Source organism: Phycisphaerae bacterium (assembly GCA_012729815.1).
In the GTDB taxonomy this organism is placed as follows: Bacteria; Planctomycetota; Phycisphaerae; order JAAYCJ01; family JAAYCJ01; genus JAAYCJ01.
In genome coordinates this window covers 1-23,859 of the sequence record JAAYCJ010000108.1, presented here as the reverse complement: position 1 = coordinate 23,859, position 23,859 = coordinate 1, and the positions used below count along the sequence as shown (strand labels likewise).

At 63.3% G+C, this 23,859-nt stretch carries 16 protein-coding genes; 10 read left to right on the top strand and 6 right to left on the bottom strand.

The window, feature by feature from the left end; all coding sequences use genetic code 11:
• From GXY33_07985 to GXY33_07970, 4 genes are all read right to left on the bottom strand, one after another.
• A partial coding sequence (locus tag GXY33_07985; protein ID NLX05068.1) for a hypothetical protein occupies positions 1–907 on the bottom strand: 907 nt, incomplete at its 3' end.
• A 32-nt stretch (positions 908–939) separates the two neighbouring features.
• On the bottom strand, positions 940–1,788 hold the full coding sequence (gene ispH, locus GXY33_07980) for a 4-hydroxy-3-methylbut-2-enyl diphosphate reductase (GenBank protein NLX05067.1): 849 nt from the start codon (positions 1,786–1,788) through the stop codon (positions 940–942).
• On the bottom strand, positions 1,785–2,429 hold the full coding sequence (locus GXY33_07975) for a 1-acyl-sn-glycerol-3-phosphate acyltransferase (protein NLX05066.1): 645 nt from the start codon (positions 2,427–2,429) through the stop codon (positions 1,785–1,787). Before GXY33_07975 ends, ispH begins: the two co-directional genes overlap by 4 nt.
• On the bottom strand, positions 2,426–3,103 hold the full coding sequence (locus GXY33_07970) for a (d)CMP kinase (protein ID NLX05065.1): 678 nt from the start codon (positions 3,101–3,103) through the stop codon (positions 2,426–2,428). The genes GXY33_07975 and GXY33_07970 overlap by 4 nt, the downstream gene beginning before the upstream one ends.
• 254 nt (positions 3,104–3,357) lie before the next feature.
• Here GXY33_07970 and GXY33_07965 point away from each other — a divergent pair, with 254 nt between their 5' ends.
• From GXY33_07965 to GXY33_07945, 5 genes are all read left to right on the top strand, one after another.
• The gene (locus GXY33_07965; protein NLX05064.1) at positions 3,358–5,220 is read left to right on the top strand and encodes a sialate O-acetylesterase; all 1,863 of its coding nucleotides are present in this window, start codon (positions 3,358–3,360) and stop codon (positions 5,218–5,220) included.
• Positions 5,221–5,903: 683 nt separating this feature from the next.
• Positions 5,904–7,016: an exo-alpha-sialidase gene (locus GXY33_07960; GenBank protein NLX05063.1), complete on the top strand. Its 1,113-nt coding sequence runs from the start codon at positions 5,904–5,906 to the stop codon at positions 7,014–7,016.
• A gap of 30 nt (positions 7,017–7,046) precedes the next feature.
• A complete protein-coding gene (locus GXY33_07955) occupies positions 7,047–9,035 on the top strand; it encodes a 9-O-acetylesterase (GenBank protein ID NLX05062.1) in 1,989 nt (662 codons plus the stop codon).
• Position 9,036: 1 nt separating this feature from the next.
• Positions 9,037–10,098 (top strand): hypothetical protein, encoded by a 1,062-nt coding sequence (locus GXY33_07950; GenBank protein NLX05061.1) that lies wholly within the window; start codon positions 9,037–9,039, stop codon positions 10,096–10,098.
• A 32-nt stretch (positions 10,099–10,130) separates the two neighbouring features.
• Entirely contained in the window at positions 10,131–11,429 is a 1,299-nt protein-coding gene (locus GXY33_07945) for a hypothetical protein (protein ID NLX05060.1), read from the top strand.
• Positions 11,430–11,569: 140 nt separating this feature from the next.
• Here the strand turns inward: GXY33_07945 and GXY33_07940 are convergent, their stop codons facing one another.
• Positions 11,570–12,550, bottom strand: coding sequence for a LacI family transcriptional regulator (locus GXY33_07940; protein NLX05059.1), 981 nt, complete (start codon positions 12,548–12,550; stop codon positions 11,570–11,572).
• Between the two features lie 213 nt (positions 12,551–12,763).
• Between GXY33_07940 and GXY33_07935 the strand changes: the two genes are divergently transcribed.
• Both GXY33_07935 and GXY33_07930 read left to right on the top strand, forming a co-directional pair.
• Complete coding sequence (locus tag GXY33_07935) at positions 12,764–13,783, top strand: uroporphyrinogen-III decarboxylase-like protein (GenBank protein NLX05058.1); 1,020 nt, start codon at positions 12,764–12,766, stop codon at positions 13,781–13,783.
• A 61-nt stretch (positions 13,784–13,844) separates the two neighbouring features.
• The gene (locus tag GXY33_07930; protein NLX05057.1) at positions 13,845–16,094 is read left to right on the top strand and encodes a hypothetical protein; all 2,250 of its coding nucleotides are present in this window, start codon (positions 13,845–13,847) and stop codon (positions 16,092–16,094) included.
• 235 nt (positions 16,095–16,329) lie between these two features.
• Here the strand turns inward: GXY33_07930 and GXY33_07925 are convergent, their stop codons facing one another.
• Complete coding sequence (locus GXY33_07925; protein NLX05056.1) at positions 16,330–17,742, bottom strand: hypothetical protein; 1,413 nt, start codon at positions 17,740–17,742, stop codon at positions 16,330–16,332.
• A 292-nt stretch (positions 17,743–18,034) separates the two neighbouring features.
• On the opposite strand from GXY33_07925, the gene GXY33_07920 reads away from it, so the two are divergent.
• The 3 genes from GXY33_07920 (at position 18,035) to GXY33_07910 (ending at position 23,850) form a co-directional block, all read left to right on the top strand.
• A complete protein-coding gene (locus tag GXY33_07920) occupies positions 18,035–20,068 on the top strand; it encodes a hypothetical protein (GenBank protein ID NLX05055.1) in 2,034 nt (677 codons plus the stop codon).
• 43 nt (positions 20,069–20,111) lie between these two features.
• A complete protein-coding gene (locus tag GXY33_07915; protein ID NLX05054.1) occupies positions 20,112–22,319 on the top strand; it encodes a hypothetical protein in 2,208 nt (735 codons plus the stop codon).
• Between the two features lie 115 nt (positions 22,320–22,434).
• Positions 22,435–23,850 carry a carbohydrate porin gene (locus GXY33_07910; GenBank protein ID NLX05053.1) on the top strand — a complete coding sequence of 472 codons (1,416 nt, stop codon included), beginning with the start codon at positions 22,435–22,437 and terminating at the stop codon, positions 23,848–23,850.
• Positions 23,851–23,859: the final 9 nt, after the last annotated feature.

Here is a 23,859-nt window from a genome sequence, read left to right as displayed (position 1 = left end):
CGGGCAGTCCGAGGATGGAGGCGAAGGGCATGGCGTCGGGCGGTCGGACGGTCAGGTCGTGTCGGGCGAGGCCGACGGAGGCGCAGCGGTGGGGTCGGAAGTCGGCGATGGCATCGGCGAGGGCGAGGGCGGAGCCATGCTCCGGCTGATCCATCAGGAGGGTCTGGCACCGATAGCCCAAGCGATCAAAGCCCCAGGCGAGGTCGAGGGCGACCTGGTGCATGGCGGGTCGGGCGGCCATGGAGCAGACGAAGACGCGGAGCGGCTGGGTTGGTTCGGCGGTCATGGCCTCGACCTTGGCGCGGGCGTTTTTGAGGAGGTCGGAGCGGACCTGGCCGATTCGGGCGACGGCGGCTTCGACGTGCTGGAAGTACTGGTGGACCTGGTTCGGGGAGAGCCAGGGCCAGGAGATCATCTTGGCGGGCGGGGTCATTCGCGGATGGTTGACGAAGAAGTCGCCGAGGGTTTTTTCGAGGTCGTCGCCAAGCATCAGGGCGAGTCGCCGGGTCGCCAGGTCGGCGGCGAAGTCGTAGAGCCGCAGGAGGAGGGCGAGGTGGATGGTCCGGGTTTCCCAGACGTAGACGGTATTGTGGCGGCCGAGTCGTTCGAGGAGTTCGCGGATGGCGTAGCCGTGTCCCGATCCGGGCAGGAGGACGTTGGAACCGCCGTGTTCGAACTGGTCGACGAGGGCCTCTTCGCGGACGGCGGGCATGGAGGTGTGCGCGAACCAGCCGGAGTCGCTGAGGGAGTCGGCGCGGAAGGAGTCGCAGCCGTCGAAGGTTTCGGCGGGTTGGAGGTCGTTGGGCAGCGGGCAGGTCTGGATGCGGTCGGCGAGGTCCGGGTCCACGGAACGGAGCGATTCGAGGTTGCGTCCAAGATTGGCCTGGTGTTGGTCCGCTGTCTGCATCGGTTGCGGCTGCTCCTATGTCCGGATTTCGTTTACGTCGTTGTCTGGGCCACCTCTTCGACTTTGGTGACGAATTCTTCGATGAGGCGATCGGGGGTTGAGGCCCCGGCGGTGATGCCGACCTGGTTCGCGCCGGCGATCATGGCCGGTTCGAACTGGCCGAAGTGTTCGAGGTGGTGGGTTTGGACGCCGGCTTCGCGGCAGAGTTGGGCGAGGTGTCGGGTGTTGGCTGAGTCGAGTCCGCCGAGGACGAACATGACGTCGACCTCGCCGGCGAGTCGGGTGGCGGACTGCTGGCGTGCGATGGACTGGTCGCAGAGGGTGTTGAGGATTTTCATTTCGGAGAAGCCGTGGCGGATGAGGAGTCCGACGACCTCGGCGACACGGGCGGGGCTGATGGTGGTCTGGGCGACGACGCCGAGTCGGGCGAGTCGCGGGAGTTGGGCCACGTCTTCGGGCCCGGCGGCGACGGTGACCTTTTCGCCGTAGCCGATCAGTCCGCGGACTTCGGGGTGGTTGGCGTCGCCGATGACGACGACGTGGTAGCCTTCGCGGGAGAGTCTGGCGACGAGTTCCTGGGCTCGTCGGACGAGGCCGCAGGTGGCGTCGATGACGGTAAGCCGGCGTTCTTTGGCCCGCTGGAGGACGGCGGGGCTGACGCCGTGGGATCGGATAAGGACGGCTGAGTGCTCCGGGACGTCGGCGATGTCCTCGACGACCTTGAGGCCGCGTCGGATGAGGTCGTCGACGACCTGCCGGTTGTGGATGAGATGGCCGAGGCTGTAGACGGTGCCGTATTCATCGAGGGATTCGAGGGCCTTCTGGACGGCCCGTCGGACGCCGGGGCAGAAACCGCGATTGTCGGCGAGTATGATCTTCATGTCGTGTAATTGTATGGCTTTCGGCCGGCCATTTGCCGGACGTGGTGTTGCATGTTGACCATTTGGGTGTGCAGTTGCTGGACGAGGATCTCCGGTTCGGTGGAGCGGATCTGCTCGGGCGTCCAGGGCTGGCCGAAGTAGACGTGGATGGGCGCCAGCGGTCGCGGGACGGGTGACTTTCGCGGCCAGGCTTCGAAGGCGCCGTCGATGACGGCGGGGACGACGGGGACGGCGGCTTTGCGGGCGAGCATGGCCAGGCCCGGTTTGAACTCGTGGATTCGGCCGTCGACGGTTCGGGTGCCTTCGGGAAAGAGCAGGACGGCACGTCCGGCTTTGAGGCGTCGGAGGGTTTCCTTGATGGCGGAGACGTCGACCTCGCCTCGTCGGACGGGAAAGGCGTTGAGGGAGCGGATGAGGCGTTCGAAGAACGGGTTGCGGAAGAGGGTGTCGCGGGCCATGTAGTCGAGTTCGCGGCTCAGGCCGTAGCCGACGAGGACGGGGTCGAAGAAGCTCTGGTGGTTGCTGACGACGAGGATCGGGCCTTCGGCGGGGACCAGGTGCTGGTTGAAGACGCGGCCGAAGTGGAGGCCGCCGACGTAGGCCCGGCACCATATTCGGCAGAAGCGGTACCAGCGTCTCATGGTCGGCTGCTCCTTTTGGCTTGGATCAGTTCGAGGACTTTGGTTTCGACCTGGTCGAGGGTGAGGTTGGTGGTGTCGAGTTTGACGGCGTCTTCGGCGGCGACGAGGGGGGCGGTGGCGCGGGTGGAGTCCTGGTTGTCGCGTTGGCGGATGGCCTGGAGGATCTGGTCATAGTCAGCGGGTTGACCGGATTGTTCGAGTTGGAGCTGTCGGCGTTTGGCGCGTTCCTCGACGGAGGCGTCGAGGAAGATTTTGAGTTGTGCGTGCGGGAAGACGACGGTTCCCTGGTCGCGTCCTTCGGTGACGACGTTGTCGAATTGGGCGGCGAGTTGTCGCTGCTTGTCGACCATGGCGTTTCGGACTTGCGGCAGGGTGGCGACGCGGCTGGCGAAGGATGAGATTTGCTCGGTGCGGATGGCGTCGCTGACGTCGGCGCCGTCGACGATGACGCGGAGGTCGCCGTTGTCGGCCCATTGGAAGTCGAGGTCGAGGGTTCGGCAGAGGCGGTCGAGTTCCTCCGGCTGATGGATGTCGAGGCCTTGCCGCTGGGCCTGGTAGGCGACGGCGCGGTAGGTGGCGCCGGTGTCGAGGTACATCCAGCGGAGGGCTTTGGCGACACGTTTTGCGAGGCTCGATTTGCCGCTGCCGGCCGGGCCGTCGATGGTGACGATCATCTGCGAACTGGTCTCCTTGATCGGACGCGGTGTCCGTGCTGACAGGGTATAGGGGCGGGGGGCGGCGATCAAGGGAAAAGGGGCGGCAGGGAGCACGCGGAACACGCGGAGGGAGAAGCCAGAAGCGGGAAGTCAGAATAGTAGAGAGAAGACTCCGCCGAGGGCGGCGGAGCCACATTTGAGAGCCGTATCTTCTGTTGATTCCGGGCGTGGTGGGGATATACTGGCGGCTTCTTTTTTTGTGAGGATGCATAATGGAGATCGTGACGGGTCTTTTCGATCGGATGGTGCTGCAGCGGAACCGGCAGGGCGTTTGCGACGCGGCGATTACCGGCAAGAGCGGATCGAACGGCAAGGTTGAGGTCCGGGTGCAGTCGGACGGGAAGACCGTGCGCGGGTATAACTGGGTGCGGGTCGGTTCGGCGGCGAAGGGGCGGTTTGAGGGGCGGATCAAGGGGCTGGCGGCGGGCGGGCCGTATGAGGTGGAGCTGCGGGTTGTCGACTCGAAGGGCGGCGTGGCGGAGGAGATGAAGGTCAGCGACGTGCTGGTGGGGGACGTGTGGATACTGGGCGGTCAGTCGAACATGGAGGGGATCGGTCGGGAGTATCCGCCGATCAAGACGGACAAGCTGGTTCGGGCGTTTTACATGGACGATCGGTGGGCGGCGGCGACGGATCCGATCCACAATCTGGCGCAGGCGGTGGATCAGGTGCATACGGATTTGGGCGGCGGCGACGGTCGGCCAAAGGGTTCGGGTCGCGGGCCGGGCGTGCCGTTCGGTCATGAGATGCGTCGGCTGACCGGGGTTCCGCAGGGGTTGATTTCGTGCGCACACGGCGGGACGTCGATGGACCAGTGGGACCCGCGTCTCAAGAAGCTTGGCGGACGGAGTTTGTTTGGGGCGACGGTTCGGCGGTTCGTAAAGAACGGCGGGAAGGTGGCGGGGGTGATCTGGTATCAGGGGTGCTCGGATACCGGTCCGGAGGCGTGCAAGGTCTATACGCTGAAGATGAAGCGGCTGGTGGCGGCGTTCCGGAAGGAGTTCGGGGATTCGCGGCTGCCGTTTGTGATGGTGCAGATTGCGCGGGTGGTGGCTTCGGGGACCGCGTCCCGATTTTGGAATGACGTTCAGGAACAGCAGCGGCGATTGCCGGAGGTGATCGACCGGCTGGCGGTGGTTCCGGCGATCGACTTGGAGATTGACGATTTGATTCACATCGGCGGGTTCGGGCAGATACGGTTGGGCAAGCGGCTGGCCGAGGCGACGGCGGCGCTGACGGGGATGGCGAAGGACGTCAAGCCGCCGATCGCGGTGAAGGGCATGAAGATGGGACCGGGCTTTGTGCGGGTGCGGTTCGACCACGTGGTGGGCAAGTTGATCGCGGCAGGGCGGCCGTCGGGTTTCGATCTGTCCGATCTTCGGTACGAGGCGATTCCGAGCATTTTCCGGATCGACCTGGAAGGCAACGAGGCGGTTCTTCGGACGTGCCTGCAGGACGGCGACATCAGCAACCTGGCTGTGCATTACGGGTACGGCGTCGATCCGTACTGCAATATCACGGATGAGGCGGACCGGTCGCTGCCGGTGTTTGGGCCGTTGCCTTTGGGCACGCCGCGGCCGATCACGCCGTTTGTGCGGACGATGCGGATCAGCGACATTCAGGGTTCGGCGGGCAAGCTGGGCAAGCTCGGTTGTCCGGACACGTCGGATCGGAAGCTTGGGTGGCGTCGGCACACATTTCCGGGCGATTTCGCGGAGCGTCGTGCGGAGTTGGCGGCGCGGGCGCCGCAGGACGTGCTGATTCACTATGCGTTGGGTTTCCGGTGCGCGGAGAAGATGAAGCTGGCGATCTGGCTGGGGTATGACGGTCCGGTGAAGGTGTGGATGGACGGTCGTCGGGTGTTCCACGATCCGGAGGGGACGAACCCGGCGTTGTGGCAGGACGGGCGGATCGAGGTGTCGGCGTCGGCGGGCGATCACGAGCTGGTGATTTCGCTGGGGTCGAACGAGGGGAAGGCGTGGGGTGTGTTTTTGCGGATGGAGCGGCTTGGCGTTCCGAAGCGGCTTTTGGACAAGGGGGCCGACGCGGTGGCGATGCCGGAGTTTATTGAGTAGCGCTTCGGCGTCGTTGGCGGAAAGTCTGCCGAGGGCGGCGGACGGGCATTTGGGAACGTGTGGGCGCAAAGAAGCGGCTGCCGAGAGCTTTGGCTTTCGGCAGCCGCAATGCCGTCCCGGCCCGAGGTCTTTGTTTGCCGAATTTGGTGAACGCGTTTTGCCGACGACCGTTGCCGGCCCAGGCCCTTGCAACCGACAACCGAGGTACCGATCGGAACTACACCGTTCCGAAAAAAGCTCGGTGCAATCGTCCGGCATTCGCGATCACCACCGCAGGGGTGGCCCCGGGCCGGTCGGATCAGATCCGTTCCGGCTGGCACCCGGCGGGTGCGAGCCAATTGTTTGGACGGTGGATTGGTCTTGGGATTTCAAAGGGCTTTGAGGCCCGCGTCGTTGTTTGCTGTGTCGCTGGTCCTATATGCAAGGGCCGTGCCAGGTTTTTTGGGAATTGCGCCGTCGTAAGATGTTGTGAATGCCAGAGTTATGATGTGGCGTTTCGATTGTGATCTGGCGAGCCTGAATAGTGGGGACTATTCCCCAACGATTGCCGGCCGGATTGGGTGAAAGTCCGCAGCGGGGCTTTTTTTGAGGGGCGTTTGTTGGAGGGGCTTTCTTTCGGTGACGGTGACGGTAGAATGCGCGAAACTCGCGGCATCGAGACCCCTGAAGAAGGAGAGCCAGCAATGGACACCCCCGTGGTCAAAGGCAGCGGCATCGTGTATCGGAATCCCAAGGCATTTCTCCGGTCGGTCCACGCGTACTTCCCGTCGGTGGTGGAGGTTGGGCCGGGACAGTTGCTGGCGGCGGTGGTATTGGGCGAGGCGTTTGAGAGCGTCGATTCGCGGGTGGTGCTGGTGCGGTCGGAGGATAACGGTGCGACGTGGCGGGAGCAGGGCCGGCTTCGGGCGTTGCGGCCGGGATGGTCGGAGAGCTGCCGGCTTTCGCGGCTTTCGGACGGTCAGATCATCGCACTGTTTCCGGAGTACGATCGGAAGGATCCGGAGATGGGGTACACCAATCCGGCGAACATGGGGTTTGTGCCGACGCGGTTTCTACTGTACCGCAGCGGCGACGGCGGAAAGACGTGGACGGGCGGCGAGGCGATCGCTCCGCCGATTGAGGGGCCGGAGTTCGAGCTGTGCTGTCCGATCGCGGAGCTTTCGGATGGGCGGCTGATGTTGCCGACGTCGACGTGGCGCGGGTGGGACGGCCGGTGTCCGAACGGGATGAAGGCGGTGGCGTTGGTTTCGGATGACAAGGGCAAGAGCTGGCCGCGGTATGTGGACGTGATGGACGGGACGTCGGAGCAGGTGATCTACTGGGAAAGCAAGATCGTGGAGATGGCGGACGGTCGGCTGGTGGCGATGGCGTGGACGTACGACGAGGGCAAGGGGGTGGATCGGAACAACAGCTGCGCGGTCAGCACGGACGGCGGCAGGAGTTTCGGTCGGCCGCAGTTGACCGATCTGCAGGGTCAGACGCCGGCGCTGCTGTATCTGGGCGGGAATCGGGTGTTCTGCGCGTACCGTCGGATGGACAAGCCGGGGCTTTGGGGCGCGACGGGTGAGATCGGTGCGGATGGGAGGTGGCGGACGGTCCGGCAGGACTGCCTGTGGAATCCGCTGGCGGGCGGTGTGGGCGGCAAGCAGGCGGAGACGATGGTGGAGGCGTTTCACGCGTTGAAGCTGGGGGCGCCGCATTTCGTGGAGCTTTCAAATGGCGAGGTTCTGCTGACGTTCTGGTGCGTGGAGGATTGCGTTTCGAACATTCGGTGGGTGCGTCTGGGACAGGCGTAGAGGCGGCTGTTGAGGGTTGAGGATGTGAGGATGGGAACTATGGTGCGATGCGGACGGATGGCGTTTGTGGTGGTGTTGATGCTTGCGGGCAGTGCGGAGGCGGCGCTGCGTTTGGGTGGATTGTTCAGCGACCACATGGTGGTTCAGCGTGGGATCGCGGTTCCGGTGTGGGGTTGGGCGGAGCCGGGCGCGAAGGTCATCGTCGAGTTCGCTGGCCGAGCAGCCGATGGGCAGGCCGGTTCTGATGGGCGGTGGCGGGTGACGCTGGCGGCGATGGCGGCGGGCGGGCCGTTCGAGCTGGTGGTCCGGTGCGGCGAGGAGGAGGTTCGGGTCGGCGACGTGTTGGTGGGGGAGGTGTGGATCGGGTCGGGTCAGTCGAACATGGCGTGGCCGGTGTGGGCGTCGGCGAATGCGTCAGAGGAGGCTGCGGCGGCGGATTGGCCGCGGATTCGGCTGTATACGGTTCCGCAGGTTCCATCGGCTGAGCCGGCCGATGACGTGAAGGGGGCTTGGGCGCTTTGTACGCCGGAGACGGTTCCGCATTTTTCAGCCGTGTTGTACTATTTCGGGCGCGAGCTGCATCGCGAGCTAGACGTGCCGGTGGGATTGATCAACAGTTCGTGGGGCGGGACGAACGCGGAGACGTGGACGCCGAAGGAGGGGTTCGCGAGCGATCCGGCGCTTCGTCCGACGTACGAGCAACTGCGTCTTGATCCGAAGGACGCGGCGGCGGGGCGCAAGGTTTACATGAAGGCGCTGGCGGATTGGGAGGAGGCGACGGACCGAAGCGATACGGGCAACGTCGGTTTCGAGCAGGGCTGGGCCAAGCCAAACCTGGAGACTGGTGACTGGGTGGCGGTGACGGCTCCGGGTCAGTGGCAGTATTACGGGGACGAGTGGAATTTTAACGGGGTGGTGTGGTTTCGCCGCGAGGTTACGATCCCCGAGAGTTGGGCGGGACGGGAGTTGACGCTGAGCCTCGGCGCAGTGGATGACTTCGACACGACGTATTTCAACGGCGAGCGGGTCGGGGCGACGGGCAGCGAGACGACGAGCTATTGGGTGGCGCCGCGTGAGTATCGCGTACCGGGCCGGCTGGTACGGCCGGGTCGAGCGGTGGTGGCGGTGCGGGCGTTCGATCACTACGGGGGCGGCGGGTTTTCGGGCGGCGAGATGAAGCTGGTGCCGGTGGAGGGCGAGGAGGCGGCGATCGATTTGACCGGGACGTGGCTGTGCAAGGTGGAGCGGAAGCTTGAGCCGAAGCGGTTCGACCTGGGCAAGCCGATGGATGCGGGCGTTCCCGGGGCGGTCAACAGCCCGGTGTCGCTGTACAACGGGATGATCCATCCGCTGGCGCCGTATGCGATCCGCGGAGCGATCTGGTATCAGGGCGAGAGCAACGCGGGGCAAGGGCGTTACTATACGGCGTTGATGTCGGGTTTGATCGGCGGTTGGCGGAAGGTGTGGGGACAGGGGGATTTCGCGTTCGGCGTGGTGCAGTTGGCGAACTTCCAGGCGCGTGCGGCGGAGCCGGGCGAGAGCGGCTGGGCACGGCTTCGCGAGGCGCAGCTCAAGATTCTCGATGACGTGCCGAACACGGGGTTGGCGGTGGCGATCGACATCGGCGACGCGGAGGACATTCATCCAAAGAACAAGCAGGAGGTAGGCCGGCGGCTGGGGTTGTGGGCGCGGGCGAAGGTGTACGGCGAGGAGGTGGCGTACAGCGGGCCGATCTATCGTTCGATGGAGGTTCGCGACGGGAAGGCGTATTTGCGCTTCGACCACGTGGATGGCGGCTTGGCGGTTCGGGGCGAGAAGCTTGCCGGCTTTGCGATCGCGGGGCCGGATCAGCGGTTCGTGTGGGCGGAGGCGGCGATCGAGGGGGATCGGGTGGCGGTCTGGTCGGATCAGGTGTCCAAGCCGGCGGCGGTGCGTTACGGCTGGGCGGACAATCCGGAGTGCAACCTGTACAACGAGGCGGGGCTTCCGGCTTCGCCGTTCCGAACGGATGCGTGGTGAGATGGCGAACAGGACCAATTTGACGCCGCGGCGGCGCGTCGAGACGGCCCTGCGGGGCGAGGCGACGGACAAGCGGTCGTTTACGGTATATGAGAGCAAGTTGCCCCGCTGCGCGGTGGAGCGTGAGCTGCGGAATCGGGGATTGTGCGTGGTGGATCGCTCGGTTCCCGTGCTTCGGTCGCACCGGCCAGACGTGAAGGTGGTGCAGACGAGCTACGTCGAGAACGGCAAGTCGCTGACGCGGATCGAGCACCAGACGCCGGTGGGAACGGTGACCGAGATTCATGAGCCGGCGGGTTTTACGAGTTGGTGCCGCAAGCACGTGTTCAGCGGGCCCGAGGACTACAAGCCGCTGATCTTCATGATCGACAACGAAGCGTACGAGCCGGCGTACGAGGCGTTCACGCGGGCGGAGGCGATGGTGGGCGAGGACGTCATTCTTCGCGGCGGCATCGGTCTGGAGCCGATGCAGGCGATCATCAGTTCGATGATGGGGACCGAGCAGTTCTGCATGGAGTGGATGGAGCGGCGGGACGAGGTGCTGCGGCTGTATGAGGCCAACGTTCGGGCGGCGCGGCGGCGGTACAAGCTGCTGGCGGAGTCGCCGTGTTGGCACTTCAACTATGGCGGGAACGTGACGGTGGAGGTGATCGGGCCGAAGGTGTTCGCGGATTACTATCTGCCGCATTACCGGGAGGCGGGCGAGATTCTTCACCGGCACGGCAAGCTGATCGGCTGTCACCTGGACGCGAACAACAAGCGGATCGCGGGCCTGGTGGCCGAAAGCGGGCTGGACTATATTGAGGCGTTCACGCCGGCTCCGGACACGGACATGACGCTGAGCGAGGCGTTCGAGGCGTGGCCGGGCCAGTGTCTGTGGATCAACTTTCCTTCGTCGATTCACCTGGCCAGCCGAGAGAAGATCGCGGCGACCACGCGGGAACTGCTCGATGCGGCCAGGGATCGGCCGGGCTTCATCATCGGGATCACCGAGGACGTGCCCGAGGACCGCTGGCAGGAGAGTTTCCTGACGATCATGGACGCGATCGACGCGTACTCGTAGCGGTCCCGGGCGTCGGATGAGTGGAGGAACCGATGCGACTGACGAACGGCAAAGTCATCCGCGGCGGCGCGGTCCGGAACGATCTGGACGTTTTGATTGAGGATGGGCGGATCCGACTTTTGCGGGCGGGAGAGCGGCAGGGCGGGCCGGCGGTCGATCTGGCGGGGGCGTATCTGCTGCCGGGTTTTGTGGAGATTCACACGCACGGGGCGGGGCTTTTCGAGTTCACGATGGGGCAGTACGATCCGCGGACGGGCGAGTTCGACGGTTCGGAGGAGGTGTACGCCCGGGAGTTGCCGAACTATGCGACGCGGCGGGCGCGGACGGGGGTAACGGGGCTGTATCTGGGCACGTGGGCGTCGCCGATCGAGCGGCAGAAGTTCTGCTTCGGGCAGCTCAGGCGGTACATGGACGGCGGGACCAACGGGTCGGATGGGTCGATGATCTTCGGCGGGCTGTTGGAGGGGACGTTCATCAACGCCCGGATGGCGGGGGCGCAGAACCCGGATTTCGTGTTCGAGCCGGATCTGGCACTGTTCGAGGGGGTCAACGAGACGGGCGTGGTGCGGCTGGCGAACGTGACGCCGGATTACGGGGAGGCGTCGTGTGCGTTGATCGAAAGCCTTAGCCGGCGGGGGATTTCGGTGGGGGCAGGGCACACCAATGCGACGTACGATCAGTTCACGGACGCCATCGGGGCGGGATTGAAGTACTGCATCCATTTCCTGAACGGGCCGATCGGCAGTTCGCACAAGACGTTCAACGGGGGCGGGGCGGTCGAGGCGGTGCTTCGCGAGGACATTTACGCCGAGCTGATCTGCGACGGGGTGCACGTGGCGCCGGCGTACGTTCGCGACGTGCTGGCCCGCAAGGGATTTGAGCGGGTGATGGCGGTGACGGACGCGATGTTCTCGAGTCAGGCGGAGGGGGTCGAGGAGTTCGCCATCAGCGGGATGCGCGGGCGGGTCGATCCGAGCGGGCGGTTCGTCTACGTGGTGGATCGCGACCCGATCACGCTGTTTTCGAGCGTGCTGACGATGGATCAGGCGTTTTCGAATTTGCTGAGTTGGCTGACGCAGCCGACGGAGGGGGTCTGGTATCGGCACGAGGCGATGGCGTTGGACGAGGCGGTCGCCGCGGTCAGCCGCTGTTGCTCGACGAACATCGTTGAGATGCTCCGGCGGAAGGGCGGCGACGATCTGGAGACGGGTGAGATACGTGATGGCGGTTGGGCGGACCTGGTGGTGGCCCGGATCGACGGCGGGCCGGGCGAGTACCGGCTGGAGGTGCGGGACGTGTATGTGCGCGGGCGGAACGTGGTCGGTTCGTGACCGTTGGTATGAGTCGCTCGATCACGTGGATGGTAGGTTGGCGGTTCGGGGCGATCCGCGGTACGGCCAGTGGCAGTAGGACACGCCGGAACACACCTGGGCGGCGGGCAGATGACGTTCGTTTTCCGGCGGGATCGGCGTTACGTCGACTCCCGGACGACCAGGTTGGGTTGAAGAACGACGCTTTGGGCCGGCTTGCCCTCCATCAGGTCGAACAGCAACTGGGCGGCGGCTTGGCCTTGTTCATACTTCGGCTGCGAGACGGTGGTCAGCGGGATCGCGGCCTCGACGGCGGCCTGGGTGTCGTTCACGCCCATCAACGCCAGTTCCTCGGGAATCTTCACCCCTTGGCGAATGGCACGATGGAGAATTCTGGAAGCGACCTCGTCGCTGCCGACGAACATTGCGGTGGGCCGGTCGGTGTCGTGGAACCATTGATCCATGCTCTCCATGGGATCGCAGAACGGCCAGTGGTCGATCCGGACCTCCCGCCCCGATTCGCGGATAGCCCGATCGATCCCTTCGTGGATCATGGGCGATGTCCCCCAGCAGGCGATACGCTGATGCCCGCGTTCGAGCAGGTGCCGCATTCCCAGATAACCGATTTGTGCTCCGTCGACACAGGCGAATGACTTTCCCTCCGGCGCCTCCCCCATTTGAACCACGGGAATAACCCGGGCCGCCAGTGTCTCCAGAAAAGTCGGCGGAATGTCAATGCCCGGGCCCAGGAGCATCCCCTCGACATTTCGAGCCAGGAGATAGTTGAGGATGCGTTCCTGACGGGCCGGGTCCTTCCGGGTGGTCATCATCAGTAGACCATACCCCTTTTGCTCGGTCAGATCCTCGATGCCTTCCAAAGCCTCGGGCAGAAAGGAGAAGTTGATCTTCTCGACGATCATCCCGATCACGAAGCTGCGTCGATAGGCCAGGGCCTTTCCGGCTGTGTTGGGCTGAAACCGGGTCTCCTTGATCACCGCCGCGATTTTATTCCGCGTCTGCTCGGTCAGGCGGATCTGTTTCCAGCGGTTGTTCAGGACGGCTGAGACCGCCGCGCTGGATACGCCGGCGAGTTCCGCGATTTCACGAATCGTCATTCCGGATTTGGGTCTGATCGTTGTCATGATAAAGAGTTTATCGAGAATCCGGAAGAATGTCAAAGGCAGAAACTGTCATATAGGGATGCTGAAGCGGTAAAGCAATCATTTTTAGCTTGACGCACATGTTCCGGATGGTTATGATGCAGCGGCGATTGATGAAAGGATGGGTTCCTTTTCTCAAACAGTCAAAGGCAAGGTTGCGGTGAATACGAAACAGTCCTTCACCCTGGAGTGAGCATGGAGTCCACATACCGCCGCATCGACGATATCGGGATTCGTCCCGCACCGGAGTTTTCGCAGTTGCGCAAAGTTCTGATGAGGGAAGGCAGGCCGGATTTCGTGCCGTTTTACGAGTTGTTCGTGGACCGGCCGATCATGGAACAGTTGCTGGGCAAGCCGGTGGCCGACGCGGCGGCGACGGTGGAGTTTTATCACCGAGCGGGGTACGACTACGTTCCGGTCTGGCCGACGCTGAGGATCCAGACGGGGAGTCTGGTCGATACGACCGGGGATTACCCGATTACGGACCGGGAGAGTTTTCAGCGGTATCCGTGGCCCGAGCCGGAGACGGTGGGGTTCGACGATTTTGAGGCCGTCGCGTCCGTGCTGCCGGCGGGGATGAAGATGATCGGGCAGACGGGCGGGATTTTCGAGATGGCGGAGTCGCTGTGCGGGTATAACAATTTGTGCCTTCTGCTGGCGGACGACAGGGACCTGGTCCACGCGATATTCGAACGAATCGGGCGGATCTACGAGGCGATGTACGCGGGGATGACGATGCTTCCGGAGGTCGGATCGCTGGTGATCAGCGACGATCTGGGGTTTAAGACGCAGACGCTGATTTCGCCGGCGGACATTCGGACGTTTGTTTTTCCGTGGTATCAACGGCTGGTGGATATTGTTCACGGTCAGAACAAGCCGTGCATTCTGCATTCGTGCGGTAACCTGGCGGCCATCATGGACGAACTGATCGATACCATCCGGATCGACGCGAAGCATTCGTATGAGGACGCGATTTTACCGGTGACGGAGGCGGCGGAGCGGTATGGGGATCGGATCGCGATTCTTGGCGGATTCGACGTGGACCGTTTGTGCCGGAGTTCCCAGACTGAGATTCGCAAGCACGTGAATTTGCTGATGACGAGGATCGGCAAGACGGGCCGGTATGCACTGGGCTCGGGTAACAGTATCGCCGATTATGTGCCGGTGGACAAGTACTTGACGATGCTGGATGAAGGGTGGCGGTGGCGGGTATAGAAAACCACCATGTCCCTTTTTTCTTACACCAGAGACATTTGTCGACTCAAGGAGTCTTACTATGCGTATCCTTCCGGCTCTCGTGGCGGTGATTGGATTGACGAGTCCCGTTTTGGGGCAGTTTTCGTACGCCTATCGCGATCGAACGTTTTATTCCGATGCATTTCAGGTCGTCCTGAACCCAACGGAACGGCCGGGCATCGAGAAGGTGACTGGTTTTCATCAGATGCTGGCGGAGAACGGGCAGTTTATTTTTTTCCAGGCCGGCGACGAATACCGACATGGCCAGACGCCCAACAAGTGGACTGACGTCCAGGAGTCCAGGACCTCCGTCGCTTTGACGATGACGGGACAAATCGATGCCTGTGGAAAAGCGATCGGATTGACTCAGACCGTTCAAGTCGAGACGGACGGGGTCCGCTTCGAGTACCAATACGACCCTGCCTCGGTGGGAAAGGACCAGCGTGGCGTGCTGCTCTTCCGGTTACCGGAAAAATTCTACCAGAAGGGCAAGTTCTTGATCGACGGCAAGGACGTTCTCTACGCAGTCAATCCTCATGTCGTTTCTTTTGGTCGGGCGCCTCGCCTGGATATGGGCCTGTCGATTCAAAAGGCCGCCAGTGTCCGCTTCCGACGTTCGCCGGGCGCATCGTGGATGGTGGAACTTGAAAGCACGCCGGAAGGTCTGCTGGACTTCACATTTCTCCCGCCGAATCCTTCGGTGGAGATCGCACTGAGCACGGATCAGTACCGAAACGTATTCGAGGACACCCAACCGGTCGCGATCAAGTTGGATCTTCGCCTTGGCAAGCAGTTAACCGAGGATCTGCCGGTGACGGTGACGACCACGGTGACCGATTATTACGGTCAGACCGTTTATCAGGATCAAACCGACAAAACCCTGTCGGCCGGCGAGCCCGATATTCAGACGATTGTTCCCCAACTGACCCACAAGGGTTTCTATGTGGTGAAGACGCAGGTGCTGGACCGGAAATACAATCACGGTTACACCAACGTCCTGACGATGGGCGTGATCCGGCCGCACCCGCTGGATCGGCCGTTCAAGCCCACGGACTATTTCGGACTGTTCGGGATCAGCCCGGCCTATGACGGCGGTCTGGCCGCAACACTGGCCAAGAAGATCGGCGCCCAGTGGTCGCGCGACGAGTGCGGATGGGCGTATCGGGAACCGGTGCAAGGACAGTATGATTGGCGATTCACGGACAATGCCGTGGCCGTCACGGAAAAGCTCAATATCGGCAACATGTTCTTCGGCGAATTTCCCAACTGGCCGATGGTCGAGGGCGTCAAATGGCGTCCGCCGGTAAAAGACCTGGACGCCTGGCGAACGTTCTCGCGACTCAAGGCGGAGCGGTACAAGGGCAAGGGGCACGCCTGGGAAGTGACCAACGAACCGTACATCGGCGAGATGCCGGTCGATAATTGCGTCGAGGTCCATCAGATCGCCATGGAAGAAGCCAAGAAAGTCGATCCGAACACGGTGATCCTGGCCTGCGTGTCGTGTCCGTCAATATTGAATTACTTACAATGGTTCCTCAAGGCCGGCGGCGCCCAGGCCTGTGACGGTATTGCAGTCCATCCCTACGTGTTTGGCGGCAAGGACGCTCCCGAGGCCGCCGCTCTGGAAGAATACCAGGCGGCGGTGCGAGCGGAGGTCGACAAATACCGGCCGGGGATGCCCGTCTGGTGGACGGAGTTTTCCTTCGCCGCAGACGATTACGAAGACCGGGATCTGCCCGACGATTCTCCGGAGCCGATGAGGGCTATCGCGGTTCCCGAACGCCTTCAGGCCAACTACTGCGTGCGTTCCCATCTGATCGGTCTGGCCGGCGGGGTGAAGCATTTCATCTACTTCGCTTTCCGGGCCTACAACGAAAAGTGGCACTACAACATGGTCCGCCAGAGAGGAATCAAGCCGATCGTCTGTGCGTACAACACCATGACCTGGATGCTGGACGGCAAGGAGTTCGTCGGGCAGGAAAAAATCGGCGATGACGTCCGCGGCATGGTCTTTAAAGGACCCGACGGCTACCTCCTGGTGTACTGGCACGCCGGCACGCCGGAACAAACCGGCACCATCACGCTTCCGCTTGCGGCGAAGGACGTTCGGGTCGTCGATCTCATGGATAATCCCGACGAAATCCAGGCCACACCCGCCGCCATCTGCCTTCCGATCGATGGCGGACCCCGTTTTCTCCTTTCACCTCACGACGATCAGACTCTGCTGTCGGCGTTCAAGGCCGGAACCGCACAGATTAACCCGGTGGAAGCATCATGGACCTCCAACTGATCTCTGCCGTCAAACAAACGCTGGAATAGATATGGACGGCGAGCCGGGAATAGGTCTTCTGGCGGCAGGGTCTATACGCGTCGGGCGGCATCGTCGAATCCGGCGAACGGGTCGACGGCGGGCCGGGCGAGTACCGGCTGGAGGCGCGGGACGTGTATGTGCGCGGGCGGAAAGTGGTTGGTTCGTGACCGTCTTTTTGAGCCGCTCGGCCGTGGCGGCTGCCTGGTGCGTGGCCCTATTGGGTGAATCTGCGAAAGGCGGCGAGGGCGAAGAGGAGGGTCAGGACGAGTCCCAGGGCGGCTTCGAGGGTTGTGGCGATTTTGGCGGCCAACATCGGCTGCCACGTCGGGGTTCCCAGTCCGATGAAGGTTGCGGCTGAGATGTGCAGCGTCTCCTGGAGGCGGACGGGCCACGGTTCGACGGCGGCGAGCGAGACGGGAAAGGGGTCGGTGGTCTGGATGGCCCAGCGGTCGGCGGGCAGGCCCAAGCCGGTGTGGTAGGCCAGGGCGAAGGCGAGGATGACGATCAGGGCCGTTGCGGCGATACGGACGGGGCGCAGGCCGTAGCCGAAGGCCCACTTGAGGATCAGCCACTCCCACAGCCATCGGCGCGGGCTTAGCCGCCGGATCTGGGTTCTTCGGCGAAGGTCGCGATAGCGGTAGAGGCAGAGGTCTCGGGATTGGCGGGCGTCGACGGTCCGCTGGGCTTCGAAGTTGGCTGCGAGTTCGGCATATTGGTCGCGTGCCGCGGCTCTGGCCATTCGCTTCAGATTGAGGCGGAACACCAGCCGCTGCCATCGCGTGGCGGGTGGTTCGGGCAGGCTCGCTTGCACCCGTTCGGCGAGCGTCTGGACGCTGCTTGGCGAGTCGCCGACGATCAGGCCGTGGCGTCTTCGGAGCTGGGCGAAGGTCAGGCGGAGGCGGCCGCCGAAGAGCTTGGTGTTGCCGAATTGAAGATCGGAGAGGTTCAGAAAGGCCTTGGCGGCAAAGGCTGCATTACGGAGATCGAGGTCGGATTGGAGGTTTGTTCCGGCCAGGTCCAGGATATGGTGGAACTGGGTGTTATCGAAGGTCAGTTCGGCGTTGAAACGGCAGTTGGCGAAGTCGGCTGGGCCGTGGAAGATGCAGTGGGCAAAGCGTACGCGGTCGGCGAAGGTCGCGTTGGCGAACTCCGCTGAGGCGAGGAATCGTACGCCAATGAACTGAACCGGCCCATCGATCGCTGCGCCGGTGAGCCTCGCGGGCGTTCCCCACAGGCAGCTTCGGCAACACAGAGGGACCGGGAGTCTCGTGACCGGCGCATCGGAGTCGATCCGGCAGGACCAGAGGCGAAGTTCGGGAGCCGCCGGCTGGGCCGGATCGCTGAAGCCGAGCGCCCTGGCCGTATCGGCGAAGCGGGCCGCCACCGCTGCGAGGTCCACGACCCGCACTCGGCGGACGGTTCGTTCGTCGGGATGATCGACGTCGGGATGAAAGCACTCGGCCAGATCGCGGAGCAGGTCCTCTTCCATGGCCAGTCGCAACAGCGTATCGGGTTTCGCCTCCGGGCGTTCGGTTCGCAGGGCGCGGAGTCGTTCGAGGTCACGGATCGACGGCAGCCTGATTCGCGGAAAATCGATTCCCCAGTTCAGATCGGGAACGTCACCCATCACGGCCCTCCTTCCGACTGGGTATTATCCGTGGAGCGGTGCGGGCGGGCAAGCGGGGATCGGATCGGCATTTTTGAGGCACTTTGGCGGTTTTCGGCGAACCGGTGGGGCGGGAACTTGTAAAAGAATCGCTACAGAGGTACATTGAGAGGTGCGGCTTGTGAGTTCTGCTGATAACTCTTAATCGAAGAGCAATCTGCTGCCCGCCACTATCCTCGGACGGCGACCTCCGCACGCCAGGGCAACGTGGGAAGTCGGTCCATGGACGGGCAAGCCAAAGGGAACGAGCGGGATGACACTGCGAGCAATTGTTCTGGGTCTGCTGGGCGCATCGGTATTCTGCGGATTCACGTATTTTAACGACGCGATCATGCGTCAGACGATGCTGGTCGGCAACAACATGCCGATGTCGGTCTATGGGGCGTTGATCGTGTTTTTGTTGGTGGTGAATCCGGCGTTGTTTCTGATCGCGCGTCGGCTGGCGTTGAGCGGGCGGGAGCTGGCGGTCATTCTGGCATTGACGCTGGTGGCGTGCTGCATACCGGGGTCGGGGCTTTTGCGGTCGTTCACCAGTTCGATCATGATGCCTCACCACTATGCGCAGACCGAACCCGGTTGGAAGGAACAGGGCGTGATCGACATGGTCCCGGAGGTCATGCTGGTCGACGGCGAAGACGAGGGGGCGCGGACGGCCTTTGTGTCCGGGATGCGAACGGGGCAGAATCACATTTCTCTGAGCCAGATACCCTGGTCAGCGTGGGTTCGGACTCTGGCGTTCTGGATGACGGTGATTCTGGCCCTGTGGATCGGTCTGGTGGCGCTGGCGGTGGTGGTTCATCGGCAGTGGTCGGACCACGAGCAGTTGCCGTATCCGATCGCGACGTTCACGAATTCGCTTCTGCCGGAGGAGGGTCAGGCCAAGGGGTCGGTGTTCGGGAGCAAGCTGTTCTGGCTGGGGTTGGCGGGCGTGTTGTTGATCCATTTGAACAACTACGGGTACACGTGGTATCCGAACGCGATGATGCATATCCCGCTCAAGATCGACATGAGTTCGCTGGCGCCGCTGTTTCCCACCTTCCAGAAGGGGGAGGGAAGCGCCATGCTGATGCCGACGCTGTATTTTACGGTGATCGCGTTCGCGTATTTTCTGGCGACGGACGTGTCGCTGTCGCTGGCGATCGGGCCGTTTATCTTCTGTTGGATAGTGGGCTTTTTCGCCGGGTACGGGATTTCGATCCGGGGCGGGGGCGACTACATGGGCTTGAAGCTCGAGTCGTTTTTGAACTTCGGTTCGTACTTCGGGATTCTGATGGCGCTGCTGTACACCGGGCGCCACTACTATCGGAGCGTGTTCAGCCAGGCGGTGCGGCTTCGGAGCGAGGGGGAGGCGGACCGGCAGGCGGTGTGGGGGGCGAGGGTGTTTCTGGTCTGCATGGCGATTTTCGTGCTGAACATCGCAGCGGTCGGCCTGGACTGGCAGTTGGCGGTGCTATACGCGGCGGGCGTGGTGATCATTTTCCTGGTGATGGGCCGGATCGTGGCGGAGACGGGGATGTTCTTCCTGCAGCCGTACACGTTCTCGGCGGTCATTTTGTGGGGGTTGTTCGGGGCGAAGGCGCTGGGACCCGAGCCGATTCTGATCATGCTGGTTTTGGGCATGGTGCTGATGATCGATCCGCGCGAGGCGCTGATGCCGTTCGTGGTCAACGCGTTGAAGCTGGTGGACATGCGGAAGGTGAAGGTGGGGCGGACGGCGGTATTCTGCGGCCTGGCCCTGGTGGTCGGGTTGGGCGTGGCGTTGCCGCTGACGATGTACTTCCAGTACGACCGCGGGGCGAACATGAGCGACATGTGGGCGACCAAGAGCGTCCCGCAGTTTCCGTTCAAGGAGGCGTTGCGGGTCAAGCAGCGGCTGATCGCGCAGGAGAGCCTGGAGTACGCGGAGTCGCTGTCGGGTTGGCAGCGGTTCGCCGAGATGTCGCCGGATCTGTCGTACATTCTGGCGTTTGGCGCGGGGTTGGGGCTGGTGCTGCTGTTTACGGCGCTGCGGCTGCGGCTTCCGAAGTGGCCGCTGCATCCGATTTTGTTTGTGGTGTGGGCGAGCATGCCGGGCAAGGCGTTCGCGGTCTCGTTCCTGCTCGGGTGGTTCGTGAAGATGACGGTGATGAAGTACGGCGGGGCGTCGACGTATCAGCGGCTCAAGCCGTTGATGTTTGGCCTGATCGGAGGGGACATGCTGGGCGGGCTGGCGCCGACGATCATCGGGGCCATCTATCACTCGTGGACCGGCGAACCGCCGAAGACGTTCAATATCATGCCGGGATAGCTGGGCGGACGAGAAGTCAGACGCTGGTATGAAGGAGCATTCGATGGTCAAGGGCAAGGCCAACGAGGCGGTCCGGAGCGACGGTTCGACGCTTCACGTGGATTTCGAGAACTTCACCGATACGCTTTTTTGCGCCCGGAACGCCGGGGCGATTACCGACCATCAGACGCGGGCCCGCATTCTGGATGACTTTGCGTATCAGGGGCGGCGGTGCGCGCACGTGGCGGCGTTCGGACCCGACCAGGAGGCCCGGGTTCGTCTGGTGCGGGCGTGGGACGCGCCGAAGGCGGTTGGGGATTGCGTGGTGGAGTTCGTGTTTCGTCCGGTCGTCGATGGGTCGGTGGAGCTGGTGGACTGGCCGGTGCTGTCGTGCCAGACGCCGGGCGGAGCGCCCGGGGCGTTTGAGCTGAAGTATCTGGCCGATCCGGTATTCGGGGCGGAGGGCGGGCTGGAACAGACGGACTGGGAGCAGCCGCGGCCGGTGGCCCTTGATCTGTACGCCAATGGGGACGCGTCGCAGGGGACGTACCGGATCGACCTGGTCGAGCACGGCGGCCGGCGCGATGGGGTGATTGAGGGGCTGCCGCAAGGGGCGTGGGTGCGGTTTGTGCTGCATCGCCACGATAGGGTGGTCGATCTGTACGCGGGTGAGCCGGAACGGGAGACCTTTATCGGCACGTTCCAGGACCTTCTGCCGGGCGGCGAGGTTTTTGCGATCAACCTGGGCAACGCCGGATATCCCGATGCGCGGGGCAGCGGCCACTGGGACGCGGTTCGCGTAGGGAAGGTTCTGAAGCGCGGGGCGAAGGTGGCCGCGGCTGAGCCTGCGATTCGCGACGTGGGAGCGGAGGCGCCCGAGCCGCCGAAGGTTCTGAAGGTGGGGCGTGAAAGGCAGCTCTTTATCGACGACTGGTGTGTTGATCGGGTGTGCAACATCCGCCGCGTGTTTCATCGGCCGGTCAAGCACGCGGGCAATCCGATCCTCGTTCCCGACCGGCCGTGGGAGGGCAACGCGACTTTCGTTTTCGGTGCGGTTGAGCGTCAAAAGAGCGGGCAATTCCGGCTGTGGTACTACGCCCACGATCCTCAGCCGGGCAATCACAAGCGTTCGCGCACGTGCCTGGCGGTCAGCGATGATGGAATTCGCTGGGAGAAACCGCCGGTGGGCGTCCATGAATTCGGCGGCTCGTTCGATAACAACATCGTGATCGATACCAAGGGCGTCGGGTCGATGATCGTGGACTCGGACGATCCACGGCCGGACTTCCGGTACAAGCTCCAGCTTCGGTACAGCGGGACGGAGGGCTGGAGTTCGCCGGACGGGGTTCACTGGACGCGGCGCGGGGTGATCCTGCCACAGAGTCTGGACGCGACGAGCGTTCACTACGATCCGGTTCGGCGGAAGTACGTGGCGTCGGTGAAGATGGGGTATCACGACCGGCGGTATCGCGGGTATGCTGAGAGCGACGACTTTCTGAACTGGACCGATACGTACCGCATGATGGACGTTGACGAACGGGACGCGTTCGGCGACCAGGTTTACGCCATGCAGATCATGCGATACGAGAGCCTGTATCTCGGGCTGTGCAAGATTTACCACGTGGAGATGGGCGATACGTGCGATGTGCATCTGGCGGTGAGCCATAACGGTCGGCACTGGGAGCGTCCGTATCGGCCGCTGGTCGGGCCGCAGTTCGCGAGCAAGGATCGGGGCGGGATCGACACGTCCGATGCGCACCGTCAGCCGTTTATTCCGACGGGTCCGGCGGGGTCGTGGGAGTTCGGTAACAACGACGCGGCTTCGACGCCGCCTATTCGCGTGGGCGACGAGTTGTGGTTTTACTACAGCGGCCGGCCGGTGGACCACAGCGGGCGGCCGCCGGAGGGCGTGACGTGGGATGGTCCGCTGGGCGCGGTCGGGTTGGCCCGTCTCCGGGTCGATGGGTTTGTCTCGGCGGAGGCGGATCGGTCCGGCGGCCAGATCGTCACGAGGCCGCTTCGGCTGGAGGGGCAGCAGCTCTTCCTGAATGCCAATGCCTCTGATGGCGAGCTGCGGGTCGAGGTGCTCGACTCGCGCGGGCGGGTGGTTGAGCCGTTTACCGCTGATAACTGCCGAGCCGTCAAGAAGGACGCGGTTCGCCTTCGGTGCGGGTGGAAGGGGGCCAGAGACCTGTCGGCGTTGGCGGGCAAGGCGGTTCGGTTGCGGTTCCAGCTTCGGAACGCCGCCTTGTACGCGTTTTGGACGGAGTGAGTAGCGCGTCTGCTCACGGTGGCGGCCCTTTGAGCGGCCGAGCATTGCGAGTAGTGCGTGACAGGATGGACGCGATCTGGTAGTATGGAGCCCGCCGATATTAGATGAAGGTTGAATGGGCTATCGCGTTTCCTATCTTCTGACGCTGCTTGTGGTGCTGGGGAGGGCGTGCTTGTTGTGGGGGCAGTCCGACCCGCCGCCGGAGTACACGTGGGGCACGCACCGCCACGGGGAGTTGCGGTCGCTGATCGATGAGGTGCCGGACTATCGGGCGACGACGTTGACGGGGGCGTGGCTCAAGGGGCGGCAGGAACTCGCGGACGAGGGTATCATTGTGGATGGGAGCATCGCCCAGTTCCTGCAGGGCAACGCGCACGGGGGATTGGACACTAACAGCGGGCTGTCATATTTTGGGGCGCCGGAGGTGCGGGTGCGGCTGGATTTTGCCCGGATGGGCTTGTGGGAGGGGGGCTTTGTATCGCTGCGGGGCGGGATGCAGTTCGGGCGGAGCCTCAACTGCCGGGCTGGAACATTGTCGCCGGTGAACTTTGCGGCGGTGGTTCCGATGGTCGAGGAGGCGGGGCAGGTGACGCTGTCGGAGTACTACCTGGCCCAGGCCTTGTCGGAGAAGTTCGTGGTGGTGGCGGGCAAGGTGGACATTCTCAACGGGTCGGACAACATGCTGTTGGGCAGTCTGGAGCGGGACCAGTTTCTGGGTGCGGGGATGCGGACGCAGCCGGCTTTGAACCCGTTCATTCCGCACACGACGATGGTGCTGGCGGGGATCTGGCTGCCGAACGATCGGGTGCGGTTGATGACGGGAATTCTGGACAACGACCCGGCGGATACGGCGAAGACGACGGGGTTTTCGGCTTTGTTCAACGGTCGGGACTGGTTCACGGTGGGTCAGGAGTTGGACGTGAAGGTGGCCCCGTGGGGGCGGCCGGGCCATCAGACGTTCGGGTACGCGTGGCGGTCGCGGCCGTACCGGTTGATGCAAGACCGGCCGGATTGCGATTCGGGGTTTCCGGGCTTGAAGGAGTTTCTCGATCCGGCATTCTGGTGCGGGGCGTTGGACCTGGCCCGCAAGCGGGGGATTCCGCCGTTTTTCAGCAGCTATCGGGACAGTTACCATGACTGGGTGGTGTACTACCGGTTTGAGCAGTACGTGCATCAGGAGGCGGAGGACCCGCGTCAGGGGTGGGGGTTCTACGGACGGCTGGGGCTTTCGACGGGCAAGAGCAATCCGATTGAGCGGTTCTACAGCCTCGGGTGGATGGGCCGAGGCGGGATTCCCGAGCGGGACAACGACAACTACGGGATCGGATATTACCGGTCGGACATGAGCGACTATCTGCCGGACGTGCTGCACGTACATTCGGAGCAGGGGGTGGAGATGTTCTACAACATGGAGCTTCGGCCGGGCGTGCGGCTGACGCCGGACCTGCAGGTAATCGTCAACCCCGGGGCGGGGTTTCAGAATCGGGATGTGGCGATTGTGTATGGGCTGCGGTTGCAGATATACTTTTGATCGCGGCGG